This is a genomic window from Flavobacterium sp. IMCC34852 (assembly GCF_030643905.1).
GTDB classification, from domain to species: Bacteria; Bacteroidota; Bacteroidia; order Flavobacteriales; family Flavobacteriaceae; genus Flavobacterium; species Flavobacterium rivulicola.
Window position 1 is genome coordinate 678,054 of sequence record NZ_CP121446.1, and the last position, 12,235, is coordinate 690,288.

The 12,235-nt window shown below is 39.0% G+C and carries 9 protein-coding genes; 4 read left to right on the forward strand and 5 right to left on the reverse strand.

The genetic code is table 11. From position 1 onward, the window contains the following. Position 1 precedes the first annotated feature (1 nt). Positions 2 to 2,059, reverse strand: a complete 2,058-nt coding sequence (gene metG, locus P7V56_RS03085) for a methionine--tRNA ligase (protein WP_171221582.1) — start codon at positions 2,057 to 2,059, stop codon at positions 2 to 4. A 106-nt stretch (positions 2,060 to 2,165) separates the two neighbouring features. Between metG and P7V56_RS03090 the strand changes: the two genes are divergently transcribed. The 3 genes from P7V56_RS03090 (at position 2,166) to P7V56_RS03100 (ending at position 5,853) form a co-directional block, all read left to right on the forward strand. Beyond that, a complete protein-coding gene (locus P7V56_RS03090; protein ID WP_304986236.1) occupies positions 2,166 to 3,122 on the forward strand; it encodes a S66 peptidase family protein in 957 nt (318 codons plus the stop codon). Between the two features lie 105 nt (positions 3,123 to 3,227). After that, on the forward strand, positions 3,228 to 3,587 hold the full coding sequence (locus P7V56_RS03095) for a YraN family protein (protein WP_171221137.1): 360 nt from the start codon (positions 3,228 to 3,230) through the stop codon (positions 3,585 to 3,587). 91 nt (positions 3,588 to 3,678) lie between these two features. After that, complete coding sequence (locus P7V56_RS03100) at positions 3,679 to 5,853, forward strand: M12 family metallo-peptidase (RefSeq protein ID WP_171221136.1); 2,175 nt, start codon at positions 3,679 to 3,681, stop codon at positions 5,851 to 5,853. A gap of 49 nt (positions 5,854 to 5,902) precedes the next feature. Here P7V56_RS03100 and mfd read toward each other — a convergent pair whose 3' ends face one another. Together mfd and P7V56_RS03110 are read right to left on the reverse strand one after the other, a co-directional pair. Then, the gene (gene mfd / locus P7V56_RS03105) at positions 5,903 to 9,265 is read right to left on the reverse strand and encodes a transcription-repair coupling factor (protein WP_171221135.1); all 3,363 of its coding nucleotides are present in this window, start codon (positions 9,263 to 9,265) and stop codon (positions 5,903 to 5,905) included. Positions 9,266 to 9,268: 3 nt separating this feature from the next. Beyond that, on the reverse strand, positions 9,269 to 9,865 hold the full coding sequence (locus P7V56_RS03110; RefSeq protein WP_171221134.1) for a hypothetical protein: 597 nt from the start codon (positions 9,863 to 9,865) through the stop codon (positions 9,269 to 9,271). 191 nt (positions 9,866 to 10,056) lie between these two features. On the opposite strand from P7V56_RS03110, the gene P7V56_RS03115 reads away from it, so the two are divergent. Continuing rightward, positions 10,057 to 10,995 (forward strand): L-threonine 3-dehydrogenase, encoded by a 939-nt coding sequence (locus P7V56_RS03115; protein ID WP_171221133.1) that lies wholly within the window; start codon positions 10,057 to 10,059, stop codon positions 10,993 to 10,995. A 59-nt stretch (positions 10,996 to 11,054) separates the two neighbouring features. On the opposite strand, the gene P7V56_RS03120 is transcribed toward P7V56_RS03115, so the two are convergent. Together P7V56_RS03120 and P7V56_RS03125 are read right to left on the reverse strand one after the other, a co-directional pair. Continuing rightward, entirely contained in the window at positions 11,055 to 11,639 is a 585-nt protein-coding gene (locus P7V56_RS03120) for a globin family protein (protein ID WP_171221132.1), read from the reverse strand. An 18-nt stretch (positions 11,640 to 11,657) separates the two neighbouring features. Next, positions 11,658 to 12,095 (reverse strand): hypothetical protein, encoded by a 438-nt coding sequence (locus P7V56_RS03125; RefSeq protein WP_171221131.1) that lies wholly within the window; start codon positions 12,093 to 12,095, stop codon positions 11,658 to 11,660. Positions 12,096 to 12,235 lie beyond the last annotated feature (140 nt).

A 12,235-nucleotide genomic window follows, 5' to 3' on the forward strand; every position in this document is an offset into this window, starting at 1 on the left:
TTTAACTAATCAAAGCACCATTATCCACACCTTCCGCATCCGGGTTGACAAAAACCAGTTGGCCTTCTTTGTTGTTGGTCATCAAAATCATACCCTGACTTTCCACACCGCGCAAAGCTCTTGGCGCCAAATTCACTAAAACGGTAACGCGTTTTCCAACGACTTCTTCCGGTGAAAAATGCTCGGCAATTCCGGAAACAATCGTACGAACGTCAATGCCGGTATCAACTTTTAATACCAATAATTTATTGGCTTTCGGCATTTTTTCCGCTTCCAATATCGTTCCGACACGCAAATCTAATTTGGAGAAATCTTCAAAGGTTGACGTTGGTTTTTGTGGTTCAGTTACTTGGTTTTCCATGACATTGGCTTTTTTAGTGGCTTCAAGTTTGTCTATTTGTTTTTGGATTTCGGCATCTTCAATTTGGGCAAAAAGTATTTCGGCTTCGCCAATTTGGTGACCGGCCACAATTAATTCAGAGGTTTCGGTAACCGAATTCCAACTTAGGTTATCCAATTTTAAAATCTTCGAAAGTTTAGCGGAAGTAAACGGTAAAAAAGGTTCGGCCAAAACCTGTAAAGCGGCCGCAATTTGCAACGCCACATACATTTGCGTCTGAACTCTTTCCGGATTGGTTTTCACCATTTTCCAAGGTTCTTCATCGGCTAAATATTTGTTTCCGAGTCGCGCTACATTCATCAATTCGCCTTGCGCTTCTCTGAAACGGTAACGCTCAATCGAACTCGAAATCACCGCAGGATAGGCTTTTAATTCGGCTAAAGTTTGTTCGTCTACTTCGCTGAATTCATTTGGTGACGGAACAACACCGTTGTAATATTTATTGGTCAACACGACTACACGATTGATGAAGTTGCCAAAAATCGCCGCTAGTTCGTTGTTATTCCTCGCCTGAAAATCTTTCCAAGTAAAGTCGTTGTCTTTGGTTTCCGGAGCATTCGCGGTTAAAGCATAACGCAAAACATCTTGCTTTTCAGGGAAATCGATTAGGTATTCGTGCAACCAAACGGCCCAGTTTTTAGAAGTCGATAGTTTATTTCCTTCCAAATTTAAAAACTCATTGGCAGGAACATTATCGGGTAAAATAAAACTGCCTTCCGCTTTCAACATGGCAGGGAAAATGATACAGTGGAAAACTATATTGTCTTTCCCGATGAAATGAACCAATTTGGTATCTTCTGTCTTCCAGTAATCTTCCCAGTTTTTACCTTCGCGAGCGGCCCATTCTTTAGTAGAAGAAATGTAGCCAATCGGTGCGTCAAACCAAACGTATAATTTTTTGCCTTCAGCTCCTTCAACGGGAACATCGATTCCCCAATCTAGGTCACGAGTTACCGCACGTGGTTTCAAACCATCGTCTAACCATGATTTTACTTGACCCAGTACGTTGGTTTTCCAGTCTTTGGCATGGTCTTCCAAAATCCATTTCTGTAAAAAATCCTGGTATCGATCCAAAGGTAAAAACCAGTGTTTGGTTGCTTTGATAATGGGCGTTTCTCCCGTGATGGTTGATTTTGGATTAATCAAATCCGTCGCGTTTAAAGTAGAACCGCAACGTTCACATTGGTCGCCGTAAGCTTCCGGATTTTCGCATTTCGGACATGTTCCGGTAACGAAACGGTCGGCTAAAAACTGTTCGGCTTTGGCATCGTACAATTGTTCGGTTACTTCTTCAATAAAGTCGCCTTTGTCATATAACTTTCTAAAAAATTCAGAAGCGGTATCGTGGTGGATTTGGGAAGACGTTCTCGAATAGTTGTCGAAAGAAATACCGAAATCGATAAATGATTTTCGGATGATACCGTCATATTTGTCGATGACTTGTTGTGGTGTAATGCCTTCTTTTTTGGCTTTCATCGAAATGGCCACGCCGTGTTCATCGCTTCCGCAAATAAAAGCCACGTCTTTCCCTTGTAATCTTAAATAGCGCGCATAAATATCAGATGGTACATAAACTCCGGCCAAATGTCCGATGTGAATGGGACCATTAGTATAGGGCAAAGCTGCCGTAATGGTATATCTTTTTGGATTTTCTAACATATTCAGATAAATAGAGTGCAAAAATAACTTTTTAGCCCCGAAATCCCGAATTAATTTTGGGATTTGTTTACATTTGGTACAGCCAATTTACAATCATTTTTGATTCATGCGAATCCTTTTAATCTTTGTTTCACTAATTACTTTTTCTTCTTACGCCCAAAAAAAGATGATTACACCTCCGTATTTGCAAAAAGGCGACACTGTTGCCATTGTTTCCACCGCTCGAAAAAATATAGACGACAATTTAAAACCTACCATCGATATGCTCGAAGGTTGGGGTTTGAAAGTCAAAATAGGCAATACTATCGGTTTAGATTATTACCAATTGGCCGGAACAGATGACCAGCGTGCAGCTGATTTTCAGGAGCAAATGGACAATCCGAATATCAAAGCGATTTGGTGTGTTCGCGGCGGTTACGGTACCGTAAAGATTATTGATAAACTCGATTTTACTCAATTCAAAAAAAACCCGAAATGGATAATCGGTTTTAGCGATGTAACCGTTTTGCACAGTCATTTGAATCGAATGGGTTTTGAGTCTTTACATGCGATTATGCCGGTCAGCGTAGCAAGAGCCACTGATGAAGCGAAAAATTCACTTTGCACCGCATTGTTTGGCGAAAAATTGCAATACACTTTAGATTGTGATGCTTTAAATCATATTGGCAAAGCCAAAGGCGAATTGGTAGGCGGAAACCTTTCGATTTTATACAGTTTGTTGGGTTCAGAATCCGCGATTGATTGTAATGATAAAATACTTTTTATTGAAGATTTAGACGAATATTTATACCATATAGACCGCATGATGATGAACCTAAAACGCAACGGTTGTTTGAGTAGTTTGAAAGGGATTATTGTAGGTGGGATGACTGAGATGAAAGACAACGAAATTCCATGGGGAAGAAATGCATTGGAAATTATTGAAGACACGACTAAAGGATTAAATATTCCTATCATTTATAATTTTCCGGCCGGGCATATCAGAGACAATCGCGCTTTGATTTTCGGCAGACAAATTTCGATGGAAGTAACGGCAGAAAAGAGCAAAGTGGTTTTTGAATAGACATTTTAGACTACTTAGAAGGTTAGATTTTTAGATAAAATCGAAGTCTAACTTACTAAAAATCTAACACACGAGCGTCAGCGAACTGGCGCAGCAATCTAAAAAATGGCAAAGCACAACGAACTTGGCAAATTAGGTGAAGAATTAGCTGTAGATTTTCTGCAAAAGAACGGCTATACTGTTTTGGAAACCAATTGGACTTTTCAAAAAGCCGAAATTGACATCATTGCCCAAAAAGAGAACATCTTAGCAGTTGTTGAAGTTAAAACGCGTTCCAGTATTGAGTTTGGTTTGCCGCAAGATTTTGTAAAGCCCAAGAAAATCCAATTGTTAGTTAAAGCCGTAAATGAATATGTGGTTTCGAATGATTTAGATATTGAGGTTCGATTTGACATTGTCGCCATACATAAACAAGAAAATAATTATAAAATTGAGCACATAGAAGATGCTTTTTATTATTTTTAAAAAAGAAATTCTTAAAACATTAAAGATTAAGTAATTATTAAGTGAATTTCAATAACTTTAGCCCCATCAAAAAATTAACAACCTCTATAATATGAAGAAAGTTTTACTTTTAGCTGTTTTTTTAATAGTGACCGCAGTTGGCGCTCAAAATAAAATAGCTCAAAAAATCGGAGAAATGCAAGAAATAAACACCGATTTTAAACCTGTTTCTGTGCTTTCGCCTTCACAAAACAACACTAATGCTGAAATAAATAAAGTAGTTGAAGAAGCAACTTTGGCAACTTTAGATATGGCCAAAGTGAATGAAGTTGTGGCCAATCAATATGAAACTATTGCATTAACCATTCCTTACCAAGGAACACAGCATTCAATATTGTTGTATAAAGTTAATTTAATGGCTGAAGGATTTCAGGTAGATACCGATAAACAGAAAAATTTTCAATACCAAAAGGGTGTGCACTACAGAGGAATAATCAACGGCAATATAAACTCAGTGGCTTCTTTCAATTTTTTTAACGGCGAGTTTAACGGTATTTTTTCGAGTTCCGAATTGGGAAATATTGTAGTTGGAAAATTGGACAAACCTAATAATCAAACAGAATATATAGTATATTCTGATGCGAACATGAGAGTCGCAAACGATTGGGATTGTCATGTTAAAGAAGAAGGATTTGAACCAAGTGAGTCAAGCACTACTGCCAGAGATGTGAATACCGCAAAATGTGTTACGTTTTATTTTGAAGTCGATTTTACTTTGTATGTTCAAAACGGCAGTAATGTTACCACCACAACCAATTGGATGACTTCGGTTTACAATAATGTGCAAACTTTGTTTACTAACGACGGAATAACCACCGCCTTAAAATCTATTTTTGTTTGGACGACTTCTGATCCTTACAGCGCTATGCCTTCGGGCTCAACTTCGGGAGATTATTTGGGTACTTTTGCGCAAAACAGACCGGTTTTTAATGGTGATGTTGGTATGTTGGTTGGAATTGATCCGGGCGGATTGGGCGGCGTTGCCTATTTAAATTCTGTTTGCGGTCAATCAAATTATGCTTATTCGGACGTAAATTTCAGCTATGCTACTGTACCAACTTATTCTTGGACGGTACAAGTAATGACCCATGAGTTTGGTCATTCCCTCGGGTCACCACACACACACGGCTGTTATTGGAACGGAAGCAACACCGCCATTGACGGTTGCGGGCAACAAGCCGGTTACAGCGAAGGAACTTGTGCTCAAGGACCAATTCCTACCAGTACGGTAAAAGGAACCATTATGAGTTATTGTCATTTGGTTTCAGGAGTAGGAATTAGCTTTGCCAACGGATTCGGGCCACAACCGACAACTTTAATTACCAATACCGTTAACGGAAAAAGTTGTTTGAGTACCGATTGTATCAATACTTGTATCAATACGGTGGCTCAAGTTTTTGTAGATAATGTTACAGAAACATCAGCGGTTATCACTTGGAATGATTTGAATACCGGACAAACGTCTTGGCAAATATCTGTAACATTGTTGGGTGCTGCGTCTTCTTGGCAAACGGTAAATACCAATAGTTACACAGTGACTAATTTGGCACCTAACACTTATTATGATTTTAGAGTAAGACCTATTTGTACGGGAATCACACCGGTTTTTGAAAGAACAATTTTTGCTACTGCAGGAAATTATTGCGGTGGTATGTTGTTTACGGATTCCGGAGGACAGTTTGATGAGCATTCTAATATGGAGTCATTTACCAGAACTATGATTCCTAACCAACCCAACCAAATGTTGAGAGCGGTTTTCAATGCCTTCGAATTAGAGTTGGATTATGATTATTTATACATTTATGACGGACCAAATGAGACTTATCCTGAATTTTTTCCCGGTGGTTACACCGGAACGAATTCTCCGGGAACTATTACTTCATCGGCTCCTGATGGTTCTTTAACTTTTAAATTTTTCTCGGATCAATACATTACTGCTTCGGGTTGGGTCGCCAATATTTCTTGTTTGCAATCACTAGGCACAGCTGACAGCAATTATATTGATTACTCTTATTATCCTAATCCGACGAATGGAAATTTAACCATCAACTCTAAAGATCCAATATCAGAAGTTACCGTGTACAATGTTCAAGGGCAATTGTTATTCATCCAAAAAATGAATGAAATGACCACCAATGTTGATATGTCTTCTTTTGCCGGCGGAACTTATTTCTTTAAGTTAAAAATCAATGGTGTGGAAGCCAATTTCAAAGTTTTGAAAATGTAGTTACCACAATTACATACAAATGAAAAGCCACTCAATTCGAGTGGCTTTTTTATTTTTTCATCAATTCCATATACTCCAAAGCTCGGGAAATGGATTTTACGTTTTCGAATGTAAGCAGCAAACGCAAACCGTTTTTGGTTTCTTTCTCTTTCATTTTACAAATATTGCCATGCTGTTGCACAAACTGTAGCATGTGTCGGAATTGCTTCGAATTATAATACTCCGATTGTTGGTCGGAGACAAAATACCCAATTAGTTTGCCTTGTTTCATCACAATTTTTTCAATACCGACTTGTGTCGCAATCCATTTGATACGGATGCTGTTGAGTAGTGCTTTCGCTTCTTTCGGTAACGGACCAAATCGGTCAATCAGTTTGTTTTCGTAGGCAATTAATTCTTCTTCATTTTTGATATTCCCCAATTCATTGTACAAATTCAAACGCTCCGAAATGTTGTTGATGTATTCATCCGGAAAGAGCAATTCAAAGTCGGTGTCGATTTGTAAATCCTTGACATATTCTTTGGTGTCAATGTCAGTATCTGATTCGTATAATTCTTTGAATTCATTTTCTTTCAACTCTTCGATGGCTTCGTTCATGATTTTTTGATACGTTTCAAAACCGATTTCGTTGATGAAACCACTTTGCTCACCACCTAATAAATCTCCGGCACCGCGAATCTCTAAATCTTTCATGGCAATATTGAAACCACTGCCTAATTCGCTGAATTGTTCTAAGGCCTGAATGCGTTTTCGAGCGTCTTCCGTCATCGCAGAATAGGGCGGACAAATGAAATAACAAAATGCTTTTTTATTGCTTCGACCAACTCTTCCTCGCATTTGATGTAAATCTGACAAGCCGAAATTATTGGCGTTGTTGATGAAAATCGTATTGGCATTCGGCACATCCAAACCGCTTTCGATAATGGTGGTGGCGACTAAAACATCAAAATCACCATTCATAAAACCGAGCATCAGTTCTTCCAATTTCGTGCCTTCCATTTGCCCGTGACCAATGCCGACTCTGGCATCGGGCACCAATCGCTGAATCATACCGGCAATTTCCTTGATATTCTCGATTCTATTATTGATAAAAAATACTTGTCCGTTTCTTTGAATTTCATACGAAATCGCATCGCGAATCAACTCTTCATTAAAGCCAACGACTTGCGATTCGATAGGATAACGATTGGGTGGCGGCGTTGTAATAACGGATAAATCTCGAGCTGCCATCAAGGAAAACTGTAAGGTTCTCGGAATAGGCGTTGCGGTTAAAGTCAAGGTGTCTACATTGGCCGCAATGGTTTTGAGTTTGTCTTTGACGTTGACGCCAAACTTTTGTTCTTCGTCTACAATCAGCAAACCTAAATCTTTAAACTGTACATTTTTGTTCACCAATTGGTGCGTACCAATGATAATATCCAATTTTCCGGAAGCCAATTCTTCCAAAGTTTGCGCTTTCTGTTTAGCGGTTCGGAATCTATTTAAATAACCGACTTTCACCGGCATATCTTTCAAACGTTCAGAAAAAGTTCGGTAATGTTGGTAGGCCAAAATGGTCGTTGGTACCAAAACAGCGACTTGCTTGCTGTTGTCCACTGCTTTGAAAGCCGCACGAATAGCGACTTCCGTTTTCCCGAAACCTACGTCACCACAAACCAATCGGTCCATTGGACGGTCTTTTTCCATATCGGCCTTGACATCTTGCGTGGCGGTGATTTGGTCGGGCGTATCTTCATAAATGAACGAACTTTCTAATTCTTTTTGCAAATAACTGTCGGGGGCAAATTGGAATCCTTTTTCCAGTCTTCGCTTGGCGTATAATTGAATTAAGTTGAAGGCAATGTGTTTGACACGCGCTTTGGTTTTTTGTTTTAAAACTTTCCAGGCATTCGAGCCGAGTTTGTAAATCTTCGGTGGTGTGCCGTCTTTGCCGTTGTATTTGGAGATTTTATGCAGCGAATGAATGCTTACGTAAACAATGTCGTTATCGGCATAAACGAGTTTAATCGCTTCTTGCGTTTTGCCTTCGACTTGAATTTTTTGCAAACCGCCAAACTTCCCGATACCGTGATCGATATGTGTTACATAATCGCCTACGGATAAGGAATTGAGTTCTTTCAACGTCAGTGTTTGCTTTTTAGAATACCCGTTTTTGATGCTGAATTTATGGTAACGCTCAAAAATCTGATGGTCGGTATAACAGGCGATTTGGTTTTCTTCATCGATGAAACCTTGGTACAAAGAGGAAACTATCGTGTGGTATTGCTTGCGGATGTTCTCGTGGTTTTCTTCATCTAAACTTTCGAAAATATCGTGAAAACGGTTGGCCTGACCTTCATTGGCACAGTACAAATAATTGGTGTAGCCGTTGAAATGATTATCGCTCAAATTGTTCAACAGCAAGTCAAATTGCTTGTTAAACGAAGGTTGAGGTTGTATGTGAAACTCGAAAGTTTTAGTCGTTTTGAATAATGGTTTGTTGGACAATTCTACGATGGAAAAATCCAACGCTTTGCGCAAAAAGCCTTCTTGGTTTAAGAATAAATGCTCCGGAGAAGCGTGTTTAACGTCTTTAGAAAGTTTGTCAAATGTTTCGATGGCTTTGCCAAAAAGTTTGTCCAATTGCGATGTCAGAAACTCAGTATTTTCAATACACAATACAGTTTTATCGCTGATGTAATCGAGGAAGCTTTCGCGGTTTTCTTTGATGAATTTATTTTCTAAATTCGGGATGATGGTAATCTTGGTTTGCTTTTCTACTGAGAGTTGGGTTGCCACATCAAACGTTCGAATGCTATCGACTTCATTGCCAAAAAATTCTATACGATACGGATTGTCATTGGAAAACGAAAACACATCCAAGATGCCGCCACGAACAGAGAATTCGCCGGGTTCAGTAATAAAATCTACTCTTTTGAATTCGTATTCAAATAAAACCTCGTTGATAAAATCGATGGAAACATTATCGCCAACCGCTACTTTTAAAGTGTTTTTGTCGAGTTCTTTTCGCGTCACGACTTTTTCAAAAAGCGCTTCTGGATAAGTAACAATGACTGCCGGTTTTTTGCGAGAATTGATTCGGTTTAAAACTTCGGAACGCAATAATACATTGGCGTTATCGGTTTCTTCAATTTGGTACGGACGGCGATACGAACTTGGGTAAAACAGCACGTCATTGGCGCCAATCATTTGTTCCAAATCGTTTAAGTAATAAGCAGCTTCTTCTTTTTCGTTTAAAATTAGAAGAAAAGGTTTTTCACTTTTTTTAAAAACAGCCTGAAAGACAAATGAAAGCGACGAACCCAGAAGTCCTTTTAACTGAATTTTAGCCAAAGGATTTTCAAGACTTTCGGCTATTTGCTTAACTTTCGCCGAGTGAAAGTAACTGTTGTATAAAGAGTTTTGGCTCAAAGCTTACTTAACGGAATTTAGAACTTTAGGTTTGTTTGGAATAGCACGCGTGGTGTCTAACATGCGCAACATATCACTTTCTCCTTCTTCAATTTTGATGTTGCTTTTGCGGGTGATTTCATCGAGTTGGAACTGCAAAGAAGCCACTTCAGTGTTGATTTCTTGTACCAATTTTACAATTTGTGAATCGGGAATTTGTTGCAAATTAATGTAAAGATTGATGGAATTAATCTTAGTGTTAATGGCAGCAATTCGGCTTTTTACTTCGGGAACGGCAAATTGTCCCGGGATATTGTTATTTAAATCAGCCGCTTTTTTAGAAAGTGTTTTGGCTTTTTGTTTGAAAGCACCGATACTGCTTTTGGGTTTTTGTCCTAATTCGTTTAAAAACAAGCGCCACTCTGTCCAATTGTTGGTCAGTGAGCTCGCGGTTAGATTAACGGGACGACTGTTGAAGTTCCAACCTCTATTGATGTTGTTAAAAATCACTTCTTGTTTCTTGGCTTCTTTCGCTTGTTCTAAGAGACGGATTTTTGGGTCTTCCTGACAGGAAGCCAAACACAGCAGCATTAAAACCAAAACAGAAAAACGTATTTTCATTGAAATCAATTTAAGTCGTAAAGGTACAAAGGTAAAAGGAAACTTCAGAATGAGGTAGTTAAACGGATTATAATTTTGTTAAAAAAGAAGGCCGCTTTTAGGTAATGAAACATTTCTTAAAACTGTATCTTTGCAGGACACTCGAACATAGCAACTGCATGGAACGAAGTGGAATAAAACACACAAACTAAATGAGTACAAAAATTCTAATTATTGGTGCTTGCGGACAAATCGGAACCGAGCTAACCAAAAAACTAAGAAGCATTTACGGCGTTGACAATGTAGTGGCTTCCGACATCCGAAAGTTGAATATTGACATTGTTAACGAAGGCATTTTTGAAGTAGTCAATGCTTTAGATTACAATCAGATTGAACATTTAATAGAACAATACGAAATCACCGATGTGTATTTGATGGCAGCTTTGCTATCGGCAACGGCTGAAAAGAATCCTGCCTTTGCTTGGGATTTGAATATGAACTCTTTATTTCACGTATTGAATTTGGCGAAAGCCGGCAAAATAAAAAAGATATTCTGGCCTTCGAGTATCGCGGTTTTCGGGCCCACAACCCCAAGAATCAACACACCGCAATATACCATTATGGAACCGACTACGGTATACGGCATCAGCAAACAAACCGGTGAAAGATGGTGTGAATACTATCATAATATTTATGGTGTTGATGTACGAAGTATTCGTTATCCGGGCTTAATCAGTTGGTCGACCGAACCGGGTGGAGGAACTACAGATTATGCGGTAGACATTTACCACAAAGCTTTGAAAGACGGCAAGTATGAATGTTTCCTTTCGGAAGATACAGCGCTGCCAATGATGTATATGGATGATGCGATTAACGCGACAGTAGAAATCATGCAGGCACCGAGTGAGAACATCAAAATTCGTTCTTCTTATAACTTGGCCGGAGTGAGTTTTACGCCCAAAGAAATTGCAGCCGAAATCAAAAACCACATTCCGGATTTTACCATTTCTTATAAACCCGATTTCCGTCAGAAGATTGCCGACAGTTGGCCGGCTTCTATAGATGACAGTGCGGCACAGAAGGATTGGAATTGGAAGCACAAATTTGACTTAGCTTCTATGACGGTTGAGATGTTAGAAAATCTTAAATAATAAAAAAACGCTACTTTTTTGAGTAGCGTTTTTTTGTTTGATAAAGTGGTATTTGATTTTTATTGAACAATCGGATCTCTTAAAGATTCTAAAACTGCAACGATATCAGTATACAATTGCGTGTTGGCCGCTACTCCGTTTTGTTGGGCTGCTGCTCCAACATAGCCTACAAATTTAGTATAGTTGGCATCAGAGGAAGTCGTGCCCATTCTTGGGTTCAAAGCCGGATTGTGTGCCGTTACCATATCCAAGCCTGAATAAGTATTTACTGCATTGGTTCCGCCGGTGTTGAACGAGAAGAAGTCGGTAAGATTGTCTACCAAGATGGCTAAATTAGTGGTGTTTCCGGCACCCACTTCTCCTAAAATCGGAGCAAAGTGCGCGCCTAGATTTCCTGAAGCATTGGCTTGAATGTCGGCCACGATTAAACCTACCGTGGAGTTGACTACTTTGCGGTAACTCAAACGACCTTGTTCAATCATTTGACCCGGATTGTCAGGGTCGGCTACCATGGTTGTTCCGCCTAATCTTTCATAGATAGAAGGTGTTGCGGGGGGATTAGAATCATCGTCACTGCTACAAGAAGTGAAGATTATTGCTCCGAAGACTAAAGCACTGAGTGCTAATTTTGAAAACTTTTTCATAACGTTATATTTAGAGGATTAATTAAAAATTCCTTGGATGAATTTGCTGAACTTGTACTTGAAACTGTCTTTTTTCATGACAGGACAAACTTGTTTAGCGGCTAAGCTTGGTGGTAATAAAAAGCGTTCGGCTTTGTAATTGCCTTTGGTCATTAATTCGTCGTATATTTTTTTGGAGTCGGCTATGGTGTTGTCATGGAAGTAGACCACTACATTTCTTTTGACAATGATATCGCTTTTCACACCCGGAATGCTGTGCAGGTTCTTTTTGATTGCAACAGCGCTGAGGGAATCAAAAGGTTGGTCAAAATCGATGCGACTGATTTGAATGGTGGCATTTTCAACCGATCCAACCGGTCTGGCATTGGCAATATGGTAAACCAATATGCCAAACAGCAAGAGTACTACTCCTAGTATACTCAATACTATTTTTTTAACGGTTTTGTTAATTCTCATGGTAAATTGTTTTTGTGTTTTCCTCATTTACGAGCGGAAATGATTTTTGGTTTTTGCAAAAACAAAAAAACTACAATACGACAGGAGAATTAGGGCTAAAATCAAAAAGCGCCACCATAGAAGCAGCGCTTTTCTTTAAA

What these genes read in the sequence shown, in the direction of transcription:
- P7V56_RS03110 (WP_171221134.1), bottom strand. Translation starts at nt 9,865, where the DNA reads ATGAAAATACGTTTTTCTGTTTTGGTTTTAATGCTGCTGTGTTTGGCT.
- P7V56_RS03090 (WP_304986236.1), top strand. Translation starts at nt 2,166, where the DNA reads ATGCGAATCCTTTTAATCTTTGTTTCACTAATTACTTTTTCTTCTTAC.
- P7V56_RS03095 (WP_171221137.1), top strand. Translation starts at nt 3,228, where the DNA reads ATGGCAAAGCACAACGAACTTGGCAAATTAGGTGAAGAATTAGCTGTA.
- P7V56_RS03100 (WP_171221136.1), top strand. Translation starts at nt 3,679, where the DNA reads ATGAAGAAAGTTTTACTTTTAGCTGTTTTTTTAATAGTGACCGCAGTT.
- P7V56_RS03120 (WP_171221132.1), bottom strand. Translation starts at nt 11,639, where the DNA reads ATGAAAAAGTTTTCAAAATTAGCACTCAGTGCTTTAGTCTTCGGAGCA.
- metG (WP_171221582.1), bottom strand. Translation starts at nt 2,059, where the DNA reads ATGTTAGAAAATCCAAAAAGATATACCATTACGGCAGCTTTGCCCTAT.
- P7V56_RS03115 (WP_171221133.1), top strand. Translation starts at nt 10,057, where the DNA reads ATGAGTACAAAAATTCTAATTATTGGTGCTTGCGGACAAATCGGAACC.
- P7V56_RS03125 (WP_171221131.1), bottom strand. Translation starts at nt 12,095, where the DNA reads ATGAGAATTAACAAAACCGTTAAAAAAATAGTATTGAGTATACTAGGA.